21 protein-coding genes and 1 tRNA gene are annotated in these 22,373 nt (G+C 42.0%); 21 read left to right on the forward strand and 1 reads right to left on the reverse strand.

Translation table 11 applies throughout. From position 1 onward, the window contains the following. The first annotated feature begins 96 nt into the window (after nucleotides 1–96). The 7 genes from L3V42_RS16370 to L3V42_RS16400 all read left to right on the forward strand — a co-directional run bounded on the left by L3V42_RS16370 (nucleotide 97) and on the right by L3V42_RS16400 (nucleotide 5,163). Nucleotides 97–1,674 carry a putative polysaccharide biosynthesis protein gene (locus L3V42_RS16370; protein ID WP_235763578.1) on the forward strand — a complete coding sequence of 526 codons (1,578 nt, stop codon included), beginning with the start codon at nucleotides 97–99 and terminating at the stop codon, nucleotides 1,672–1,674. Next, nucleotides 1,671–3,110 carry a bifunctional methyltransferase/pyrophosphohydrolase YabN gene (yabN, locus tag L3V42_RS16375; RefSeq protein ID WP_238472480.1) on the forward strand — a complete coding sequence of 480 codons (1,440 nt, stop codon included), beginning with the start codon at nucleotides 1,671–1,673 and terminating at the stop codon, nucleotides 3,108–3,110. The genes L3V42_RS16370 and yabN overlap by 4 nt, the downstream gene beginning before the upstream one ends. Nucleotides 3,111–3,112: 2 nt before the next feature. Beyond that, nucleotides 3,113–3,367, forward strand: a complete 255-nt coding sequence (locus tag L3V42_RS16380) for an RNA-binding S4 domain-containing protein (protein WP_235763576.1) — start codon at nucleotides 3,113–3,115, stop codon at nucleotides 3,365–3,367. A 52-nt stretch (nucleotides 3,368–3,419) separates the two neighbouring features. Beyond that, a complete protein-coding gene (gene yabP / locus L3V42_RS16385) occupies nucleotides 3,420–3,725 on the forward strand; it encodes a sporulation protein YabP (RefSeq protein WP_235763575.1) in 306 nt (101 codons plus the stop codon). Continuing rightward, entirely contained in the window at nucleotides 3,722–4,321 is a 600-nt protein-coding gene (gene yabQ, locus L3V42_RS16390) for a spore cortex biosynthesis protein YabQ (protein ID WP_238472481.1), read from the forward strand. The genes yabP and yabQ overlap by 4 nt, the downstream gene beginning before the upstream one ends. A 5-nt stretch (nucleotides 4,322–4,326) precedes the next feature. Then, nucleotides 4,327–4,707 carry an FtsB family cell division protein gene (locus L3V42_RS16395; protein ID WP_235763573.1) on the forward strand — a complete coding sequence of 127 codons (381 nt, stop codon included), beginning with the start codon at nucleotides 4,327–4,329 and terminating at the stop codon, nucleotides 4,705–4,707. Between the two features lie 72 nt (nucleotides 4,708–4,779). Beyond that, complete coding sequence (locus tag L3V42_RS16400) at nucleotides 4,780–5,163, forward strand: S1 domain-containing RNA-binding protein (RefSeq protein WP_235763572.1); 384 nt, start codon at nucleotides 4,780–4,782, stop codon at nucleotides 5,161–5,163. A gap of 469 nt (nucleotides 5,164–5,632) precedes the next feature. Here L3V42_RS16400 and L3V42_RS16405 read toward each other — a convergent pair. Beyond that, nucleotides 5,633–5,706 (reverse strand) — tRNA-Met (locus L3V42_RS16405). Between the two features lie 414 nt (nucleotides 5,707–6,120). Between L3V42_RS16405 and spoIIE the strand changes: the two genes are divergently transcribed. The 14 genes from spoIIE to lysS all read left to right on the forward strand — a co-directional run bounded on the left by spoIIE (nucleotide 6,121) and on the right by lysS (nucleotide 21,987). After that, nucleotides 6,121–8,568 (forward strand): stage II sporulation protein E, encoded by a 2,448-nt coding sequence (gene spoIIE / locus L3V42_RS16410; protein WP_238472482.1) that lies wholly within the window; start codon nucleotides 6,121–6,123, stop codon nucleotides 8,566–8,568. 61 nt (nucleotides 8,569–8,629) lie between these two features. Next, complete coding sequence (locus L3V42_RS16415) at nucleotides 8,630–9,370, forward strand: VWA domain-containing protein (RefSeq protein WP_238472483.1); 741 nt, start codon at nucleotides 8,630–8,632, stop codon at nucleotides 9,368–9,370. Next, nucleotides 9,333–10,250: a serine/threonine protein kinase PrkT gene (gene prkT, locus L3V42_RS16420; protein ID WP_238472484.1), complete on the forward strand. Its 918-nt coding sequence runs from the start codon at nucleotides 9,333–9,335 to the stop codon at nucleotides 10,248–10,250. The genes L3V42_RS16415 and prkT overlap by 38 nt, the downstream gene beginning before the upstream one ends. Nucleotides 10,251–10,307: 57 nt before the next feature. Then, on the forward strand, nucleotides 10,308–11,699 hold the full coding sequence (tilS, locus tag L3V42_RS16425; RefSeq protein WP_238472485.1) for a tRNA lysidine(34) synthetase TilS: 1,392 nt from the start codon (nucleotides 10,308–10,310) through the stop codon (nucleotides 11,697–11,699). A gap of 25 nt (nucleotides 11,700–11,724) precedes the next feature. Continuing rightward, nucleotides 11,725–12,267 (forward strand): hypoxanthine phosphoribosyltransferase, encoded by a 543-nt coding sequence (hpt, locus tag L3V42_RS16430; protein WP_238472491.1) that lies wholly within the window; start codon nucleotides 11,725–11,727, stop codon nucleotides 12,265–12,267. 104 nt (nucleotides 12,268–12,371) lie between these two features. After that, nucleotides 12,372–14,453 (forward strand): ATP-dependent zinc metalloprotease FtsH, encoded by a 2,082-nt coding sequence (gene ftsH, locus L3V42_RS16435; RefSeq protein ID WP_235763567.1) that lies wholly within the window; start codon nucleotides 12,372–12,374, stop codon nucleotides 14,451–14,453. A 384-nt stretch (nucleotides 14,454–14,837) separates the two neighbouring features. After that, on the forward strand, nucleotides 14,838–15,614 hold the full coding sequence (locus tag L3V42_RS16440) for a type III pantothenate kinase (RefSeq protein ID WP_235763566.1): 777 nt from the start codon (nucleotides 14,838–14,840) through the stop codon (nucleotides 15,612–15,614). 13 nt (nucleotides 15,615–15,627) lie between these two features. Continuing rightward, the gene (gene hslO, locus L3V42_RS16445) at nucleotides 15,628–16,497 is read left to right on the forward strand and encodes an Hsp33 family molecular chaperone HslO (protein WP_238472486.1); all 870 of its coding nucleotides are present in this window, start codon (nucleotides 15,628–15,630) and stop codon (nucleotides 16,495–16,497) included. A 21-nt stretch (nucleotides 16,498–16,518) separates the two neighbouring features. Continuing rightward, the gene (locus L3V42_RS16450) at nucleotides 16,519–17,424 is read left to right on the forward strand and encodes a peptidylprolyl isomerase (protein ID WP_235763564.1); all 906 of its coding nucleotides are present in this window, start codon (nucleotides 16,519–16,521) and stop codon (nucleotides 17,422–17,424) included. A 145-nt stretch (nucleotides 17,425–17,569) separates the two neighbouring features. Beyond that, nucleotides 17,570–18,496 (forward strand): cysteine synthase A, encoded by a 927-nt coding sequence (gene cysK / locus L3V42_RS16455; RefSeq protein WP_238472487.1) that lies wholly within the window; start codon nucleotides 17,570–17,572, stop codon nucleotides 18,494–18,496. A 222-nt stretch (nucleotides 18,497–18,718) separates the two neighbouring features. After that, complete coding sequence (gene folP / locus L3V42_RS16460; protein ID WP_235763562.1) at nucleotides 18,719–19,546, forward strand: dihydropteroate synthase; 828 nt, start codon at nucleotides 18,719–18,721, stop codon at nucleotides 19,544–19,546. Further along, nucleotides 19,539–19,904, forward strand: coding sequence for a dihydroneopterin aldolase (folB, locus tag L3V42_RS16465; RefSeq protein ID WP_235763561.1), 366 nt, complete (start codon nucleotides 19,539–19,541; stop codon nucleotides 19,902–19,904). The genes folP and folB overlap by 8 nt, the downstream gene beginning before the upstream one ends. Beyond that, a complete protein-coding gene (gene folK, locus L3V42_RS16470; RefSeq protein ID WP_238472488.1) occupies nucleotides 19,901–20,389 on the forward strand; it encodes a 2-amino-4-hydroxy-6-hydroxymethyldihydropteridine diphosphokinase in 489 nt (162 codons plus the stop codon). Before folB ends, folK begins: the two co-directional genes overlap by 4 nt. Nucleotides 20,390–20,502: 113 nt before the next feature. Next, a complete protein-coding gene (gene lysS / locus L3V42_RS16475) occupies nucleotides 20,503–21,987 on the forward strand; it encodes a lysine--tRNA ligase (RefSeq protein ID WP_238472489.1) in 1,485 nt (494 codons plus the stop codon). The last annotated feature ends 386 nt before the right edge of the window (nucleotides 21,988–22,373 follow it).

The raw sequence follows: 22,373 nt of genomic DNA on the forward strand, positions 1-22,373 counted from the left end.
AGGAATGAGTCATTCAGGGATATCCTTGGATGGCTCATTTTTGTGTTTTAAGTGGTATAATGGACACAAATTATGTATTGTAAGGGACGTTTTTTAATGAGTAGTGATAGTAAATGGCTCAAGGGAGCATTGCTTTTAACGGTTGCCGGACTGATTAGTAAAGTGCTAAGTGCCGGATACCGGATTCCGCTCCAGAACCTTACAGGTGATATCGGCTTTTATATTTACCAGCAAGTTTACCCGCTGCTTGGGATGGGAATGATTCTTGCATTGTATGGGTTTCCGTCCGCAATATCAAAGCTGACAGCGGAATCGAAGAAGAAGGGCAATACGCGGACGACTGCTAATTTTTATTACCCTATTTTTCTGATTTTATTCCTTGTGATGGGAACACTTGCTGTTCTGCTATTTGTATCCGCTAGTAGTTTAGCAAGCTGGATTGGAGACCCTGGTTTAACCCAGGCCTATCAGCTCGTTGCTTTTAGTTTCCTGCTTATCCCTTTTACCTCTTTGCTGCGAGGAGTTATGCAGGGAAGCGGGAATATGAAGCCAACCGCTTATTCTCAAATAGGAGAACAGTTCTTTCGTGTATTGCTGATTCTTGCTGTTGCGGTTTATGTTAGCTTTTCGGGAGCGGACCTTTACCGGATTGGCGAAGGGGCGGCAATTGCGGGTATTGGTGGGGCGCTTACCGCTATTTTCATACTAACCCTGTTTGTTCGTAAGTCGGAACAGCCGCCTCTATTGATGCAGACTTCCGTTCCTTGGCGCTATTATATCCAGACGATTCTATTGTTCGGGCTTGTTGCCTCACTGAATCATATGGTACTCCTGCTGTTTCAGTTTGCCGATGCGTTTACGCTCGTGTCTGGATTACAGGAATATGGGCTTTCACAAGTGGATGCAATGGAGGCAAAAGGGGTGCTCGACCGTGGGCAGCCGCTGATACAGTTAGGTACAGTACTCGGTTCTTCATTTGCATTAGCGATGATTCCGTCGGTTTCTCAACATAGATTGCAAGAAGATGCGCCGTCATTTTATCAACATATCCGCAGCAGTATTGCAATTGGTTTTTATTTGGCAGTTGGTGCAACGGCAGGACTGATTGCGATCATGCCAGAAGCGAATATATTGTTATTCGAGGATACGAAAGGAACAAGTGATTTGCAAATTCTCGTCTTTGCAATTTTGCTCAGTTCCATAGGGGTTACCTGTGCGACAATTTTACAAGGACTAGGTTGGACAAAGCGGACTGCTATTTTTATTATCCTATCTGTTTTCGTGAAAGGGCTTGGAAATGAATTACTCGTGCCAATTTTCGGAATAACAGGAGCGGCCATTGCAACCATTCTTGGTTTAGCATGTTTTTCTTTACTCGTTTTCATAGAGCTGAAGCGAAAGTTACCGAAGCTGATGTTAATAAGGCAAATCAATTGGCAGGCTGTGTTACTTGCTGTTTCCGCTATGCTTTTATATATTTTTATTATCGATTTATTTATTCCTGAGCTCTCACGGGTTGATGCCTTACTTTATGTCGGCTTTGTAGCTGGGACGGGAGCATGTATTTATCTTTTCATTTTACTGCGCGGGAGAGCATTTATTTCCGAGGAAATAAATATGCTGCCATTTTCCCATATTTGGATGCGGATTTATAAGGAGAGGAAGAGAACATGATAGAAGTTATTGGCCTAGGAGCTGGTGATATCAATCAGTTGTCCATAGGTGTCTATAAAAAATTACTAAACTCAGAAGCGATTGTTTACACACGAACATTAGACCACCCTGTCATTACTGATTTACAACAAGAAGGTGTTCGTTTTTATTCGTTTGACAAGATTTATGAAGAAATGGAGGATTTTGCGGGCGTCTATGAAAAAATTAGCACTTACCTCCTGGACAAGGCAAAAGATGGTCCTGTCATTTATACCGTTCCAGGTCACCCGATGCTTGCAGAACGAACAGTGCAATTATTGTTGGAGCAAGATGAGGTTCCTGTTGAAATATCTGGTGGTCAAAGTTACTTGGATGCATTATTTACTTCGCTCGAAATTGATCCGATTGAAGGATTTCAATTTGTCGATGGGACAAGCTTTGAGCGGAGACAGTTGAATTACGAACAGCATCTTGTCTTTTGCCAAGTGTATGATTCATTTATTGCCTCAGAGGTGAAGCTCAGCTTACTTGAAGACCTCCCGCCTGAATATGAAGTAACAATTGTAGAGGCGGCTGGAACGGAAAAGGAGCAACTAACGAAATTACGGATTGAAGACTTAGACAGGACTGTAGAGGTTAGTAATCTGACGAGTGTTTATGTTCCGCCAATTCAACATGATGAACTTTCTCATCGATTTTCTCGTTTAGTAGAAGTGATTGCTGCCCTGCGCGGGCCAGGCGGTTGTCCGTGGGATCAAAAGCAAACACATGAATCTTTGCGTGCCCACACAATTGAGGAAGTTTATGAATTGATTGACGCAATCGATCAAGAGGATGATGACAATATTACGGAAGAACTTGGTGATCTTCTCATGCATGTCGTCCTGCATAGTCAAATCGGTGCGGATTCCGGATATTTTTCAATTGAAGACGTCATCCTGTCAGCTACTGAAAAGATGATTCATCGTCATCCCCATGTTTTTGGCGACGTTCAAGTGGATTCGGCAGCTGAAGTGCTTACGAATTGGGATGCACTGAAGCAACAAGAAAAGGGTAAACAAAGGGATTCCATCCTAGAGGGGATCCCGAAGCACCTGCCAGCACTTGCTAAAGCTGCGAAAATCCAGCAAAAGGCAGCAAAGGTTGGCTTTGACTGGGCGGAAGCAAAAGACGTTTGGGCCAAGCTTGAGGAAGAAGTGAAGGAAGTCGAAGCAGCAATTACAAGTGGAGTAGCAGAAGATATTGAAGATGAGTTTGGTGATGTTCTGTTTGTGCTCGCTAACTTGACTCGTTTTTATCAGATAAATGCGGAAGTTGCCTTAAACCGCGCGAACAGAAAATTTACTTCCCGGTTTACGCATATCGAACAAAGAATCAAAAGACAGGGGAAAAGATTAGAAGAAGCGACTCTAGATGAGATGGAAGCATACTGGCAAGAAGCAAAGGAGAGTGAATAAGGATGCGATTGGATAAATTTCTAAAAACATCCCGTTTAATCAAGCGGCGGACATTGGCGAAAGAAGTTGCTGAGCAAGGGAGAATTTCAGTGAATGGTAATCAAGCGAAGGCCTCGACGACAATAGTTCCAGGTGACACCCTTAAAATCGAATTCGGACAAAAGCTTGTCACCGTCCAGGTTAATGACACACGTGAAACGGTAAGAAAAGACGAAGCAGAAACATTGTATACGGTTGTCAAAGAAGAAAAAATATAAGTTCTATACTTGTCCCTCCTCTCATAAAATACAGTGAGAAGGAGGTTTTTTTATGAATGAATTGGGGAATTATCCTACTAATAATAATCGGACAGAACTAGATCACCAAGTAAAACTTGTGAATCGCAAAACACTTGAAATCAGTGGTGTAAAGGAAGTCGACAGCTTTGATAATGAAGAGTTTCTACTAGAGACAGTGCAAGGCTATCTCATCATCCGCGGCCAAAACCTTCAATTGAAAAATCTTGATGTTAACGCTGGCAATGTAACGATAAAGGGCAGAATTTATGAGCTTTCCTATATTGATGAAGTAAGCGGGGAGAAAGCTAAAGGATTCTTTAGCAAGTTATTCCGATGACGCTCTCCGTACAGTTTACAACAATGGCTGTCATGGTGCTAAGTGGAATTTACTTAGGGCTTGCCCAAGATACGTTCCGCCGGTTTTCCGTTCATTGGAAGAATCGTACAGTCATCAGCTATTTACTTGAAATCGGCTTTTGGCTTCTACAGACACTTATTGTTTTCTATTTTTTATTCCTTGTTAATTCCGGAGAAATTCGGCTTTATATATTTTTAGCTTGTCTGTTGGGCTTTTCCTTTTATCAGGCGTTATTGAAAACGGTCTACCGTAATGTGCTGGAAGGGGTAATCTCGGTACTACGAACCATTTTCCGCTTTATCAAGCAGGTATATCTAATTTTCATCGTCACACCGCTTAAATGGATCTTTTTTCTATTGTCAGGCATCATTGTATTTATAATTAATTTGGTAGTAAAACTACTAGCCATTATATTGAAAATTATCCTATTTCCATTCCTAATGATTGGTAGAATTTTAAAACCGCTTATACCAGAAAATTTCATTAAATTTTTCCACAAATTGCATCCGATTTATAGTACAATAAGAAATATATTAAAGAAGGGCTTGGAGTATGCCACGTTTAAGAGGAGGTAGGGTAATTGTCCGCAGAAAGAAAAACGGTAACAAGATTAGATTCGAATTACGTCCAACAGTATGATGCATACATAGAGAGACAGAATCGAAAGAAGCAGCGTTTAATTCGTCGCCTTGTGTTATCCACCATTGTAACAGTATTGATTATCGGCTTTATGGGAGTCTATCATTGGAACCAACGGGCACTACATGCCGAAAAAACGGAGAAGTACGAGCAACTGCAATCCGAATTAGCGGGATTACAGCAGGAAGAGGCTCAACTGCTTGAAGAAATTGAACTGTTGAATGATGAAGACTATGTCTTAGATATTGCAAGAACGAATTATTTCTTTACGAAAAAGGGAGAGTTAATCTTTAAACTCCCAAATGAAGACCCGTCATATTGACACTTTACATGAACAGCCATATACTATATGTAGAGAATTTTACTCAAACTTTTAAGGAGGAGCATTTTTTTTATGTCAATCGAAGTAGGCAGCAAGCTGCAAGGTAAGGTTACAGGAATCACAAATTTTGGAGCGTTTGTTGAGCTCGAGAAAGGTAAAACAGGCCTGGTCCACATTAGTGAAGTTGCTGACAACTATGTAAAGGACATTAACGATCACTTAAGTGTTGGCGATACTGTTGAGGTTAAAGTAATCAATGTCGAGAAGGATGGCAAAATTGGCCTATCGATTAAGAAGGCAAAAGAGCGTCCGGTTCGCCAAAAAAGTGTAAAAGAGCGTCAAGAAAGTTTCGAATCGAAAATGAGTCGTTTCCTTAAGGATTCTGAAGATCGTCTAGCCTCACTTAAGAAGCATACGGAGTCCAAACGTGGAGGTCGAGGTGCTAAACGCGGTTAATAGTTTGCTGCCCGAAGGAAATTACAATGCTCTGTGATAGAGAAGCAGCAGATTCATCCTAAAGGATGGGTCTGCTGCTTTGTTTTTTGTTGATGTATAGATTGAAAAAGACCGGTTAGGGAATGGTGTGGAAATCCCTAACCGGTCTTTTTTACTTTTGTATTGTCTAGCTTCAAAGTGCAGGGATGAACCGAACTTCCCGCGCTTTCAGTCGATAAGTCAACATCGGTTCGTTGCCTCACCGTGTTTCCTTTATCTTCCTGCATCACAGTCCAATTCGTCAGTCCCTAACCGGTCTTTTTTACTTTTGTATTGTCTAGCTTCAAAGTGCAGGGATGAACCGAACTTCCCGCGCTTTCAGTCGATAAGTCAACATCGGTTCGTTGCCTCACCGTGTTTCCTTTATCTTCTTACACCGCAGTCCAGTTCGATCATCCCTAAACGCACTTTTCAGCTTTTGGGTTGTATATAGCGGCGGAGGGGATCGAACCCACGACCTTACGGGTATGAACCGTACGCTCTCGCCAGCTGAGCTACGCCGCCAAAAATGTCAACGAGATTTATAATACAACAGAAATTAGGTTGTGTCAATGGTTTTTTGTGAAATGTTGAAGTTCTTATTGAAAATGCCGAAGTTCAAGAAAATATCCACCGGAGTCTACAATTAAAATCTTGATGTTCACAAATATGCCTTCCCATCTTACGCTTCTCACTCCCTATTTCCCACTTTTTCGTCAAACATTCATCATTTCCGCAAATTGCCACACCTTTCCGTTTCACCCCATCCAGACTACAGCCACTGAGTTTACTAGATTTCAAACAGACAGGCGTTCGTGCGTTAATCTTGGATTCTTTATCTCTTTCCGTCGAACGATTTTTAGGACGAGCACTGAAATTTTGACAACAAAAGTTTTCTGAATATGGTTTACTAATCAGAAAAGAATGGAGTGATGGTGAATGATGCAATCGGTTGAATCAGCGGGATATGTCGGTTGGAAAGAAAATATCCAGAAAAAGAAACAACATCCATGGAAAACAAAGGCAAAAGTATTATTTATCGATCGAGGCCTGTTGCTGGTGATGATTGGCTTTTTACTTGGGAGGGCGGTCATTTTATCAGCAGTTTCTCCGTTTGCTTTAGCATTTCTTGCGAGCGTCTGGCTGATGCAGCGGAAGAAAACGCTACACGCGCTGCTTGCCGTTTCTTTAGGGGCAGTGACTTATACATTTGAACATACAGGCTTTATTATGCTTTCTGTCCTTGTATTTCTCATTCTTCTTGCAGTATTTATGCAGATCAAAAGGGAAAAAGTAATCCTTCCTTTTGCAGTTGGATTTGCGACAATGTTGCCGCGTATTTTCTTCTATTCATTGAACGGACCAATAACTTCCTACGAGTGGCTGCTCATTGTTGTAGAAAGTGTGCTTGGTGCCGTGCTTGTACTTATCTTTATGCAAAGCATTCCTTTATTATCACCAAAACGCTATAAACCAACGTTAAGAAATGAAGAAATCGTCTGTATGATTATTTTAATTGCCTCGATTTTAACCGGTACGATAGGTTGGGTCATTTACGGTGCTGCGGTGGAGCAAATTTTTGCCCGTTATTTTGTTTTGGTCTTTGCTTTTGTTGGCGGGGCGGCAATCGGTTCAACAGTGGGGGTCGTTGTCGGACTGATTTTATCCCTTGCCAACGTGGCAAACCTATTCCAGATGAGCTTGCTCGCTTTCTCCGGATTATTAGGAGGGTTATTAAAAGAAGGAAGGAAGTTTGGTGTTGCGGCCGGTTTATTGGTCGGGACATTACTCATCGTCATCTACGGAGAAAGTTTTACATTGGTGAATTCCTTAACCGAATCTTTTATTGCTATCTTCCTCTTCTTTATTACACCGGCGAGCTGGTTTTCGAGTATTTCCCGCTACATACCAGGCACAGAGGAACATGCACGGGAACAGCAGCAATATTCACAAAAGGTACGGGATGTGACGGCGAATCGGGTGAAACAGTTTTCTGGTGTGTTTGATGCGCTCGCCCGCAGTTTCGCTGTGGTGGAAAGTGATTCATCCAGTCATGCAGCTAAGAAACGGGATACGGATCAATTCCTAAGCCAGGTGACGGAAAGGACATGCCAGAGCTGCTTCATGAAAGAACGCTGCTGGCAGAAGGACTTTGATAAAACGTATCAGCTCATGGAGGGAATGAAGGAAGCTTATGCGAGTAATCAGGAGCCGAGTTTGAAAATAAGGAAGGAGTTTGAGAACCATTGTGTCAAGTCGAAATCAACACTTGAAGTGATGAAGGAAGAGATGACCTATTACATGGCAAACCACCATCTGAGACGTCAGGTTCAGGAGAGCAAGCGAATTGTGGCAGATCAATTATTCGGTGTTTCGGAAGTAATGGATGATTTTGCCAATGAGATTTTAAAAGAAAGGGAGCATCACGAAAAACAAGAAATGCAAATCATTGAAGCGTTAAAAGGACTTGGGATTGAACTGGAAAAGCTCGATATCTATCAGCTGAACAAAGGGAATGTCGATATTGAGATGATGGTCTCCTTCTATGATTATCACGGCGAAGGGGAAAAGCTCATCGCCCCTGTATTAACGGATATTTTAGGAGAGATGATTGTTGTAAAAGAGGAAGAAATCTCCCCGTTTCCAAATGGCTATAGTTACCTGTCCTTCGGGTCGGCAAAAGAATATGTTGTGGAAACAGGAGCGGCCAATGCGGCAAAAGGCGGCGGCTTCATTTCCGGTGATAGCTTTAAAACGATGGAGCTCGGTGAAGGAAAATATGCGATGGCGATTAGTGACGGGATGGGGAATGGTAGACGAGCCCAAGAGGAGAGTGAAGAAACGCTGCGGCTTCTTCAGCAAATTTTACAAATCGGTATCCCGGAAAAGGTGGCGATTAAATCAATTAATTCGATTTTAGCACTACGCACGACCGATGAAATGTTCGCTACGTTGGATCTTGCTGTCATTGATTTGAATCATGCGATGGTGAAATTCCTTAAAGTGAGTGCTGCACCAAGTTTTGTGAAACGGGGGGATGAAATAGTAAAGATTGAAGCAGGCAACCTGCCGATGGGGATCCTACATGATGTCGATATTGATATTGTTAGTGACCAGCTCATCTCCGGAGATCTTTTAATTATGATAAGTGATGGGGTGTTCGATGGGCCCCGACATGTGGAAAATACGGACCTTTGGCTGAAGCGGACACTAAAAGAAATGAAAACGGAGGATCCACAGGAAATTGCTGATCTTTTACTGGAGGAGGTGATCCGTACAAAATCAGGAGAAATTGATGATGATATGACCGTCCTCGTTGCGAAGATTAACAAGAATCAACCGAAATGGGCATCCGTTCCGATCTATCCAAATAAAGCTCTGGGCTGAGTATATCCTCCCCGTTTTCTGGTGATGCTAATAAAACTAGGAACGGGAGGGTAATATAATAATGAAAAAAGGAACATTAAGGCAAATTTTATTATTAACAGATGGCTGTTCGAACCAAGGGGAGGATCCGGCAGCAACAGCGGCTCTAGCATTTGAGCAGGGAATCGCTGTGAATGTTATCGGTATCCTTGATCATGATGAGAGTGAAGAGAGTCATGGTCTGACGGAAGTGGAAGAGATCGCTCTGTCAGGGGGCGGAGTAAGTCAACTTGTTTATAGTGAAGCATTATCTCAGACGGTCCAAATGGTGACAAAGCAGGCGATGAACGAGACATTACAAGGATTCGTCAATCAGGAATTGAAACAAATTCTTGGAAAAGACCAAAGCCTCGAAGATATCGAACCAGAAAAACGCGGTGAAATTGTGGAAGTAGTCGAAGAACTGGGTGAAACTACTGATCTTGAAGTATTAATTTTACTAGATACGAGCGCAAGTATGCATCATAAACTGCAGATGGTGAAAGAGGCCTTGATCGATCTCTCGATTAGTCTCAATGCCCGGACAGGAAAAAACCGCTTTGCCATCTATAGCTTCCCAGGGAAAAGGAAGAATATCCAAAAGGTGCTTGATTGGACACCGAAGCTTGATTCGATTTCTTCGGTATTTCCGAAGATCACGAGTGGTGGAATCACCCCAACAGGACCTGCTCTTCGGGAAGCCATTTATCAGTTCGGTAAAAAGAGCTTATTAAGGAGTTTCCGTCATGGCGATGAACCGGGATTGGAAGAAACAGGTTACTAGCATACCCCCTGGGACTCTTATCCAAGGGAAATTTAAAGGAAATAATTATATGATGAAGCGGAAGCTCGGTGAAGGGGCAATAGGAACGGTTTACCTTTGTCAGCACGGGAATCAGACAGCCGCACTCAAAATAAGTGAAAAGCAAACATCGATGACCCTGGAGGTCAATGTGTTGAAAGCATTAAAGCAGGTCCGAGGGAATCTTCTAGGGCCTGCTTTATTAGATGTGGATGATTGGCTTGCACCGAACGGACGAACATATACATTTTACGTGATGGAATATGTGCAGGGTGAAAGTGTGCAGCAGTTTTTCAGGAAAAATGGTGCAAGCTGGCTAGGCTTGTTTATGGTCCAGTTGCTGGAGGACTTGGAAAAACTTCATGAAGCGGGCTGGGTATTTGGAGATTTAAAGACCGATAACCTTTTAATTAGCCAAGCGCCTCCGCGAATTCGTTGGATCGATGTTGGAGGAGTGACGCAAATCGGACGTGCTATTAAAGAATATACGGAGTTTTATGATCGGGGGTATTGGGGTCTTGGATCCCGGCGGGCGGAACCAAGCTATGATTTATTCGCACTTGCAATCATCTTCCTCGAAATTTTTTATCCACAGCGATTCTCACGACCAGAGACTAGGCGGGCAAGTTTTTTATTTAAAAAAATAGACAGGGAGAAAGCATTACAACCGTATGCACCGGTATTGAAGAAAGCCATTACCGGAACATACACGTCAAGCAACCAAATGAAGCGTGAAGTAAAACAGATTATCTTTTCCCGAAAAAATCAGAGCAAACGTGAAACAGGGAAAATAGGCTTATTGGAGGCTATGTGGATTTTCCTATTCAGTATCCTTTCGATCCTCACTTCATTGTGCTTTTAGAGGGGAAGAAAACTATGATAATATAAGAACAGTATATACGATGGACGGAGAGACAAAATGGAAAAAGCAGTACGTTCTTTTATAAAAAAACATCAGCTTCTACATAAGGGAGCACGAGTACTTGTCGGCGTCTCGGGTGGTCCGGATTCCGTGGGCTTATTGCATTTGTTGGTGAAATGGAGAAAGAGTTGGGAATTGGATATACATGCCCTTTCCCTTAATCACCAGCTACGGGGAGAAGAAGCGGAAGCAGATTTCACTTATGTAAAAAATATGTGCGAGAGCTGGGGTATTCCGTTTCATGGCGCTAGCTTTGATGTGCAGGCATTCGCGGATAAGGAGGGGCTTAGTACGGAGGTTGCTGCAAGAGAAATTCGGTATAAATTTTTTAAAGAGAAGATGAATGCACTGGAAGCGGATTATCTCGCTCTTGGTCATCATGGCGACGATCAGGTAGAAACACTTGTGATGAAGCTTGTCCGAACAGCATCCTCTCAAGCCTTTCAAGGAATTCCCGTTACACGGCCATTTGGAAAAGGTATGATTATCCGGCCGCTCCTTGCTGTCACAAAGGGAGCAATCGAGTCCTATTGTGCGGAGAACGGAATCCAGCCGCGAATTGACGCAACGAATTTTGAGCGTACTTTTACAAGAAATTATTACCGCCATCAAGTCGTCCCGCTGTTGAAGGACCGGAATGCGAACATAGCAAGAACAGCCCAGCATTTAAGTGCGACGCTTGCGGAAGATGAAGCATTTCTGCAAAAGGAAGCAAAAAGTGCGGTTCAAGAAGTGGTCATTTTTGAAAAAGAAAAGCAGCAGGCAACACTTGAAATTAATTTGTTTAAAAAGTACGACCAATCTTTACAAAGACGTGCCTTTCATCTAATATTGAACTATCTGTACGAAACATTACCTAATCAACTTTCGTATGAACATGAGGAACAATTTCTCACCCTCATCAGAAGCCCCATGGGAAACGCAACACTTGATTTTCCACTAGGCTTGAAGCTGAACCGGGCATATAACAAACTGACTTTTTACTTCGAAGCAAACAATCCTGGGCAACAATTCTTTCATTTAACCTTAAGGGTCCCCGGCAAAACCAATTTGCCGGATGGATCCGTACTAACAGCTACATATACAGTTACACGCGATAAAGCTACCCCTTACTCGCTCTACATTCCCGTGGAGAAGGTCACGTTTCCTCTTCATGTGAGAACACGTAAAGATGGAGACCGGATGAGCTGGAAAGGACTTCGCGGCTCAAAGAAGCTAAAAAGTGTCTTTATCGATGCAAAAGTCCCCCTCCATAAGCGAGCGTCATGGCCCATCGTTGTGGATGATGAAGATCACATTCTCTGGTTAATTGGATTAAAAAAAAGTAAACAAACAGAAGAAGATGGGAAGCAGTTTGTAAATATTCAATTTGATAAAGGCAATCAGTAGGAGGATAAGAATGCTAAAGGACAGTATGCATAAGGATATAGAGGATATTCTAATTACAGAAGAAGAAATACAGGCAAAATGTAAAGAAGTCGGAGTACAGCTTTCCAAAGAATACGATGGCAAATTTCCGCTTGCAATCGGTGTATTAAAAGGTGCTCTACCCTTTATGTCAGATCTCGTCCGTCACATGGACATTCATGTTGAACTCGATTTTATGGATGTGTCGAGCTATGGTAGCGGGACGAAATCAAGCGGGGAAGTAAAGATCGTAAAGGACTTGGATACGAAAGTAGAGGGGCGCGACCTGCTTATTATTGAGGATATTATTGACAGTGGACTGACGCTTAGTTATTTAGTCGACCTCTTCAAGTACCGGAAAGCGAACTCTATTAAAATTGTAACCTTGCTGAATAAGCCGTCGGGGCGTACCGCTGCAATATCTGCAGACCTGGTAGGGTTTGAAGTGCCGGATGCATTCGTCGTCGGTTATGGCTTGGATTATGATCAACGTTACCGCAACCTTCCGTATATCGGGGTGTTAAAGGAAGAGATTTATCAGGAAAAATAGTCCTGAAAAATAAAAAAGCATGATAAAGCTAAATTAGTTGTATAATGACTTTTTCATATGGTACTATGTAATATAGTTTTTCCCGGTATGGGAGGAGGTTGGCAATGAGTCAGATATTTCGTAATGTGTTCTTTTGGGTCCTGATATTCTTCGTCATTATCGGCGTAATCGGCATCATAAATGGCCCAGGAGAAGAAAGTGAACAATATGATGTGGAGCAATTTATAAGTGCTTTAAATAATGGTGAAATAAAAGAATTGACACTGCAGCCGGCAAATGGAATCGTCCGTTTCACCGGTATATTGAATGATGGTGACCAATCTTTTGTTGCCCAAGTACCAGACAATACAGATGTAATCGCTGAAATTACAACACTAGCAAGAGATCAAAGTATATTAACTGCAGAGGAAGAAGAACGACCAAGTCCATGGATGACATTCCTTACGACTTTAGTTCCCTTCTTATTAATAGGTCTATTTTTCTTATTCATTCTTAGTCAAGCACAAGGTGGCGGCGGTGGTGGCCGTGTCATGAACTTCGGGAAAAGTAAGGCTAAGATGGTTACTGGCGATAAAGAAAAAGTGCGTTTCAAAGACGTAGCCGGTGCGGATGAGGAAAAACAGGAACTTGTAGAAGTTGTCGAATTCCTGAAAGATCCGCGTAAGTTTACAGCAGTTGGTGCACGAATTCCGAAAGGGGTACTTTTAGTAGGACCACCTGGAACAGGTAAAACATTACTAGCCCGTGCTGTTGCGGGAGAAGCTGGAACACCGTTCTTCTCCATCAGTGGTTCGGATTTCGTTGAGATGTTTGTAGGGGTCGGTGCATCCCGTGTACGTGATTTATTTGAAAATGCGAAGAAAAATGCGCCATGTATTATCTTTATTGATGAAATTGATGCAGTCGGACGTCAACGCGGTACAGGTCTTGGTGGCGGACACGATGAACGTGAACAAACATTGAACCAGTTGCTTGTTGAAATGGATGGATTCAATGCGAACGAAGGTATCATCATTATCGCTGCTACAAACCGTGCAGACATTCTTGACCCTGCCTTGCTGCGTCCAGGTCGTTTTGACCGTCAGATCATGGTGGATCGTCCAGATGTTAAAGGACGGGAAGCGGTACTGAAGGTTCACGCACGTAATAAACCATTGGATAGTACTGTTGATTTGCAAGTAATTGCCCAGCGCACTCCAGGATTCTCTGGTGCAGATCTTGAGAACCTGTTGAACGAAGCAGCGCTCGTTGCTGCAAGGGATAACCGAAAAGCAATATCCTCACTTGATGTCGATGAAGCGACAGACCGAGTGATTGCCGGAGTTGCGAAGAAGAGTCGCGTAATTTCGGAAAAAGAAAGAAATATTGTTGCCTATCATGAAAGTGGCCACACCGTAATCGGAATGGTCCTGGATGATGCGGACGTCGTACACAAAGTAACGATTGTACCCCGAGGTCAAGCGGGCGGTTATGCGGTCATGCTTCCGAGAGAAGACCGTTACTTCATGACGAAGCCGGAACTGTTTGATAAGATTACCGGTCTGCTTGGTGGACGTGTCGCCGAGGAAATCATCTTTGGCGAAGTGAGTACGGGAGCACATAATGACTTCCAGCGTGCAACAAGCATTGCTCATAAGATGATTACTGAATACGGGATGAGTGATGAAATCGGTCCATTGCAGTTCTCCAGTGGAGATGGCGGCAATGTATTCCTTGGTCGTGATTTGCAGAATAACCAAACATACAGTGAAAAAATCGCTTATGAAATTGATAAGGAAATGCAGAACTTCATTAATTATTGTTACGACCGTGCGAAGAAAATCCTTACCGAGCACCGTGAGCAGTTAGAGTTAATCGCTCAGACGCTTCTCGACGTTGAAACACTTGAACGCCGTCAGATCGAATCCCTTTTCCATAAAGGTGTCATGCCAGAGCCGTTGGAAGCTATCGTGGAAGATGACGATGTGAAGGTAACTATTCATTCTAAAGAAGAGGAAGACGACACAGAACAAGTCGGTAAGTCTTTTGAAGAAGTGAAAAAAGAAGTCGAAGAGAAAAAGCAAGAAGAGCATGAAGATGAAGCTAAAGACGACTCTAATAATAAGTGGCATATCAATGACCCGATCATGGGTGAAAAACCAACAACTCCAGCAGATGAAGATGACAATAATAATAAAGATAAATAATGAATCAAGAAAGCAGCCATGCTAAGACCGTGGCTGCTTTCTTTACTTGGTGCAAAGGGAACTATAAACTAAAAATACTGTGAACAACTTTAATTCCTAGCGTTAGCCACGTCCGCTCTGCGCCCAGCAACTATCAAACTTCACACTCCTCCAATCGATAAAGAAGACTTGTTGATTGGCTTCAGCCAGAGGCTTAGTCGCACTTATACCCTTGTGGTGAAAGTCAACATCGGCTCCTTACGTCACCGTGTTTCCTTTATCTCCCTTCCGGAGTGCTCCAGTTTGTACCTTGCTAAACGGACGCTTACGCCTTTGTTCTGATTTTCTTTTTTGCTGTGACCTATGCTATATTTAAACTTAGAAAAATAGGAAGGTTTGATTGTTATGTTATTTGTTCTGGATGTGGGGAATACAAATACCGTTTTAGGGGTTTTTGAAGGGGACAACCTATTGTATGAATGGCGAATTAAAACCGACCGCCATAAGACGGAAGACGAATTTGGCGTGCTCATCCATTCCTTGTTCGACTATAAAGGAATTACATTCGCTGATATAAGCGGAGTCGTCATTTCCTCCGTTGTACCACCCATTATGTACGCACTGGAAAAAATGAGCCGGGATTATTTCGCGATTGAACCAGTCGTTGTAGGGAAACAGGATATTTCCAAATATATTAAAATGAGTTACCCTAATCCAAAGGAAGTCGGGGCAGACCGGATTGTGAATGCTGTGAGTGCGATTGAGCATTACGGAGCACCGGTAATCGTCATTGACTTTGGTACAGCGACGACTTTTTGTTACATCGATGAAAATAGTTCTTACCATGGTGGAATCATCTCGCCTGGAGTTAATATTTCCATGGAGGCATTATATAGTAAAGCGTCCAAGTTACCAAAGATTGAAATCAAAGGAACGAAAAAAATTATTGGGTCGTCAACAGTTGAAGCGATGCAATCTGGAATTTATTACGGGTATGTATCCTTGGTAGATGGTATAATTGGCAAAATAAAAGAAGATATCAACCAGGATGTTCAGGTGATTGCTACTGGAGGAATCTCTGGCCTAATCGGTAAAGGTTCGCGAACAATTGATGTCGTGGATCGCCATCTGACTTTAAAAGGATTGTGCATTATTTATCGCAGGCTAAAAGATTTTCATTAAAGGAGATATAGACATGAAAGATTATTTAATTAAGACAACTGCTTATAACGGGAGAATCCGTGCATATGCAGCAACATCCACTGCGACGGTGGAAGAAGCAAGGAGAAGACAGGATACATGGGCAACTGCCTCTGCTGCATTAGGTCGAACGTTGACGATTGCTGGTATGATGGGTGCCATGTTAAAGGGTGAGGACTCCAATACAATTAAAATTGAAGGTGGCGGCCCGCTTGGAGCGATTGTAGTTGATACAAATGCAAAAGGACATGTACGCGGCTATGTATCGAATCCTCATGTAGACTTTGAGTTAAATGAAAAAGGAAAGTTAGATGTAGCGCGTGCTGTAGGAACGTCAGGTAACTTGAGTGTTGTGAAAGACTTAGGACTCAGAGATTATTTCACAGGTGAGGTTCCAATTGTTTCGGGTGAAATCAGCGAGGATTTTACGTACTATTTTGCGACCTCAGAACAAGTACCATCAGCAGTTGGCGCAGGAGTGTTAGTGAACCCGGACCATACGATTTTAGCGGCCGGCGGATTTATCGTGCAAGTAATGCCTGGTGCGGATGAAGAAGTAATTGAACGGTTAGAGGAGCAGATACAAGCTTTCCCGCCAATATCCAAGTTAATTGAAGAAGGATATACACCAGAGCAGCTTTTAGGAAAGTTATTTGAAGGGGAAGAATTTACGATTCATGAAAAAATGCCTCTAGAATTCCGTTGTCGCTGTTCGAGAGAAAGAATTGCTAATGCAATAAGCGGTCTTGGCAACGAGGAAATTGATGCAATGATCCAAGAAGACGGCGGAGCAAGTGCGACTTGTCATTTCTGTAATGAGAAATATGAGTTCACACCAGAAGAGTTGGAAGAATTGAAACAATAAACGAGGGAGTAAGAAAATCGTATGTCAAGAAAATTACTATGGGGGATTATCACTGTCCTCCTTATTACAAACATAGCCACCCTCCTGTTCATGAGTCAGAATGATGATGTCATTGTGAGTGAAGACGGCGAAGAAAAGGCAATCAGAAGTAATGAACCCGTTGCAACGATTGATGGAGAAGATGTAACGTATGCTGATTGGATGACCGTTCTTCGTGAAAACCACGGAGAAAAGGCGTTACAATCCCTAATTGATCGCCATCTTGTCTCTAAATTGGCAGAAGAGAAGAATATTGAAATCAGTGAGAAGGTTATTGAAAGAGAACTTGCTTATTTAACATCCATGCAAGGCCCACTTGAAGAAGAAGAGCTGGCAAGAGCGGAAGAAAAATGGAGAGAAGAAGTTATTTATCGCTACCAACTCGAATTTTTACTGACAGAAGATGTCCCCATCCCGGAAGCTGAAGTAGAAGAGTATTATAACGTGTATAAAAATCAATATGATTTCAGCCCCGCCATGCAACTATCCCATATTCTTGTGTCTGATATGGAAACAGCGGAAAGAATCTATGGGGAGCTTGAACAAGGAGCAAACTTTGAACAGCTGGCAAGGGAAAATTCCATAGATGATGAAACGAAAAACAGTGGAGGTTACCTGGGATTCATTAATACGAGCAGTCAGTTTTTCCCTGACGGTTATGAAGAGATTGCAAATGAGATAGGAGAACATTCTTATAGCACGCCGTTTGCAGCAGGTAACGGAGTCGCTATTATTTATTTACATCAAGCGCTCCCGGAAATTGAGTTCAGCTATGAAGAAATTAAACCATATGTGGAAAACGAACTTGCTTTGCATGAAAAGAATATCTCACTTCAAGCAACACCATTATGGGAAGAACATGAAATAGACTGGCTCTACGGCAACTAAACAAAACGTTGGTACAGCACGCAAAAAATTGCTACTTCCATAAATTCCATAAATCAGTCTGTTAAAACAGTTGACAAATCAGTTAATTAAACATACATTATAATTAACAATTCATATAAAAATGCTAGGAATTAGGAGTGATCACATGCGCGTGGCAAATGATATTACCAAGTTAATCGGGGCAACACCAATTGTGAAATTAAACAATCTGACAGATGAAGACTCAGCTGACGTTTATGTAAAACTTGAATTCATGAACCCAGGGAGTTCGGTAAAAGACCGGATTGCTGTATCCATGATTGAAGCAGCGGAAAAGTCGGGGGATTTAAAGCAAGGAGATACAATTATCGAGCCAACTAGCGGAAATACAGGAATTGGACTTGCGATGGTGGCTGCGGCTAGAGGGTATAAAGCAATTCTTGTTATGCCAGACACGATGAGTCAAGAGCGCCGCAATTTATTACGTGCGTATGGTGCGGAACTTGTTCTTACACCAGGAGCAGATGGAATGAAGGGTGCCATTAGCAAAGCGAATGAACTAAAAGACAAGCATGGATATTTTATGCCGCAACAGTTCGATAACCCAGCGAATCCAGAAGTCCACGAGGCAACTACAGGAAAAGAAATCGTCGATCAAATGACAGATGGCCTTGATGCATTCATTTCTGGAATTGGAACCGGTGGAACAATTACAGGTGCGGGTAAAGTATTGAAAGCTCATTTTGAAGGAGTACAATTATTCGCTGTAGAACCAAAAGATTCTCCGGTTTTATCTGGTGGTTCTCCGTCCCCGCATAAAATTCAAGGAATTGGGGCGGGCTTTGTACCGAAAGTGCTCGACACAGAGCTTTACGATGGCGTCATTCAAATTGAGAACGACGAAGCATTTGAAGTATCTCGTAAACTTGCAACAACAAACGGTATTCTTGGCGGAATTTCTTCCGGAGCGGCAGTGGCGGCAGCTCTTAAAGTTGCTAAAAAGTTAGGCAAAGGAAAGAAAGTGTTAGCCATTTTACCAGATAACGGGGAACGTTATTTATCAACTGCCCTATATCAATTTGATGAAGAATAAGAAGCTTGATATATAGAGGATTAGCGGATCGCATCTGCTAATCCTTTTTGTTTGTGGAAAGATAAGTATAAATCCTCTCTTCCTGCATAAGTGCAGCTAAAACATTTGCAAAAAAGGCTTGGTGAAAGCTAAATCTTCCAAGGTAATAATAAACAGGTGCCTGTATTTTAGGAATATGATAGGATAAAGGAATAAAGTGACGATGAGGAGAAAGAAATAAACATGATTTTAAAAACAAGATCGAAACAGTTACATTTGCTAGAGCGAACGCATATTATGGGGATTCTAAACGTAACCCCTGATTCCTTCTCCGACGGTGGCAGCTATACTACAATAGAAAAAGCTGTTGCACAAGCAGTCCGAATGGTTGAAGAAGGTGCAGATATTATCGATGTCGGCGGTGAATCAACACGTCCCGGACACACCCCCATTACGAGTGAGGAAGAGATTTCGCGGATTGTTCCAGTCATTCAATCCATTAAGACGAAAGTGCAGGTGCCAATATCAGTAGATACGTTTAAAGCAGATACAGCTGAAGCGGCAATTGAAGCTGGAGCGGATATTATTAATGATATCTGGGGAGCAAAGAAGAACCCTGAGATTGCAAAAGTAGTAGCGAAGCATCAAGTTCCGATCATATTGATGCACAATCGCACAAATGAAAATTACAATGATTTGATGGAAGACATGCTGGAGGACTTAAGAGAAAGCATTGCCATTGTAAAAGCTGCGGGTGTTCCTGATGAACATATAATTATTGATCCTGGAATTGGGTTTGCCAAGTCACGGGAAGATGATTTACGAGTCATGCAACAGCTGGAAAGACTGCAAGAACTTGCTTATCCTCTGTTACTCGCAACATCAAGGAAGCGAATGATCGGTCATATCCTTGACGTTCCGTCGGCTGAAAGAGATATTGGCACTGGAGCTACAACTTGCCTCGGGATTGTTAAAGGTGCTCATATGGTGCGGGTCCATAATGTCAAAGTAAATGCGGAACTTGCGAAGATGACAGACGCGATGCTTGGAAAAGGAGCATATCATGGATAAAATAATTTTGAAACAATTACAGTTCTACGGCTATCACGGCTTATTTCCTGAAGAGCGTAAACTTGGTCAGCGTTTTACAGTTGATCTTGAACTCTTCCTTGATTTATATCAGGCGGGTACAACAGATGCGATGGAGGATTCGGTCCATTATGGAGAAGTATTTGAAGTCGTTCAAAGCATTGTCGAAGGAGAACCGAAGAATCTGATTGAAGCAGTTGCTGAAACAATTGCGGCCAGACTCCTCGGAAATTTCCAATTGCTTTCTGCCTGCCGCGTACAGGTCACTAAACCGAACCCGCCAATTAATGGACAGTATCATTCTGTTGCCGTAGAAATTTATAGGGAGAAAAAAGAATGAATAAAGCGTATATTGCACTAGGGACAAATATCGAACCGCGAGACTTTTACTTGAGTGAAGCATTGAATTTGCTGGAAGCACATGAATCAATTGCTATTCAACAGCGTTCATCGATTTATGAAACCGATCCGGTAGGGTTTTTGGACCAAGCTGATTTTTTAAATATGGTGATAGAAATTCAAACCTTGCTTGACCCGCTTGAATTATTGGATACGACTCAAGGAATAGAAGAGAAATTAGGCCGAACTCGCGATATTCGTTTTGGTCCGCGGACAATTGACCTTGACATTTTGCTCTATAATCAAGAAAATAGTACAGAAGACCGTTTAACATTGCCGCATCCGCGTATGTGTGAACGTGCTTTTGTGCTCGTTCCGCTTGCAGAAATTGCAAGTAATGAAATACTGCCGGACATAGGTAAAGCAGTTCGGGAACAACTTGCAGAACTCCCGCAGAAAGAACTGGATACAGTAAGGAAAAAATAATTCAAAGAAAAGGCTCTGCCGGTGTTTACTGGTAGGTTTTTCTTTGTTGTGGTACGCTTAAATAAAATTCCAGGATAATTCATTTTTACATATATCAAAGACAGGAGTGATTGATGGTGTCAGAAGAACTTACAGAGCAAATGCAGGTGCGAAGAGATAAGTTGAAAGATTTACGGGAACAGGGAATCGATCCGTTTGGCGATAAGTTTGAAAGAAACCATTTTGCCGCAGACTTAATTAAAGATTATGATATTTTTTCTAAAGAAGAATTAGCAGAAAAGGCTATTCCAGTAGTTGTTGCAGGTCGGATTATGACAAAACGAGGCAAAGGGAAAGCTAGTTTCACCCATATTCAAGACATGAGCGGTCAAATCCAAATCTATGTACGTAAAGATGAGGTTGGCGATGATGTTTATGAAATGTTTAAAACGCTTGACCTCGGAGATGTTATTGGAGTATCCGGTAAGATGTTTAAAACAAACACCGGAGAACTTTCCGTCCAAGCAGAAGAACTACAATTAATGACGAAAGCTTTACGTCCGTTACCGGAGAAGTATCATGGGCTGAAAGATGTGGAGCAACGTTATCGTCAACGCTACTTGGATTTAATCACGAATCTTGAAAGTCGTGAAACTTTCATTCAGCGCAGTAAAATCATTCAAGCGATGAGACAGTATTTGAATCAACAAGGGTTTCTTGAAGTTGAAACGCCAATGATGCACAGCATTCCTGGCGGAGCGGCAGCACGTCCATTTATTACCCATCATAATGCGCTAGACATTGATCTTTTCATGCGAATTGCTATCGAATTACATTTAAAACGTCTCGTTGTTGGTGGGATGGAAAAGGTATATGAAATTGGACGAGTCTTCCGTAATGAAGGAGTATCGACCCGTCACAATCCTGAGTTTACAATGATTGAGCTTTACGAGGCATATGCAGATTATAAAGATATCATGCGACTCACGGAAAATATGATAGCTCATATTGCACTTGAAGTGCTTGGATCGACAGAAATCTCATATGGTGACTACACAATCGAATTGAAGCCAGAATGGAAGAGACTCCATATGGCTGATGCTGTAAAAGAAGTAACCGGTGTAGACTTCTGGCAGCAACTTTCTGATGATGAAGCACGTGCATTAGCGGAAGAACATAATGTAAAAATTACCGAAAGTATGACATTTGGACATGTTTTAAATGAATTCTTCGAGCAAAAAGTGGAAGATACACTTATTCAGCCTACATTTATATATGGTCACCCAGTAGAAGTCTCTCCTTTAGCGAAGACAAATAAAGAAGATTCCCGCTTCACGGATCGCTTTGAATTATTCATTGTAGGTCGTGAACATGCGAACGCCTTTAGTGAGCTGAACGATCCGATGGAACAACGTAAACGATTCGAAGCTCAGGTGGCTGAAAGAGATGCAGGAAATGATGAAGCTCATTTAATGGATGAAGATTTTATTGAAGCATTGGAATATGGGTTGCCGCCAACCGGAGGGCTCGGAATCGGGATTGATCGTTTAGTAATGTTACTAACAAACGCACCTTCCATCCGCGACGTCTTATTATTCCCGCAAATGCGTACAAAATAAATATTAAAAAACAATATCCAGTTTATTTTTATAGTAAGCTGGATATTTTATTTTGTAAGCCTATAATAGGAAGAAATTAATTCCAATACTTTTTTTAAAAAATAACCTTGCATTTAAAACTCAAACATGGTACATTTATATTCGTTGCCAAAACAACCGCAACAAAACAATTGAAAACAACGAAAAAGATTAAAAAAGTTGTTGACATTACTTTTTGAACGTGCTATATTAGAAAAGTCGCCGTTAAGAAACGGCAAACAAAATTTGCTCTTTGAAAACTGAACAAAACAACCAGTATGAAAAAGAGGTAAGAAGTAAAACGTTGGATTGATCTAACGAAAGCTTTTTATCCCTGAATCAATTTTTGAAGCTAAGAATAGATGACG

This window comes from Oceanobacillus alkalisoli (assembly GCF_022213125.1).
GTDB lineage: Bacteria > Bacillota > Bacilli > Bacillales > Amphibacillaceae > Oceanobacillus > Oceanobacillus alkalisoli.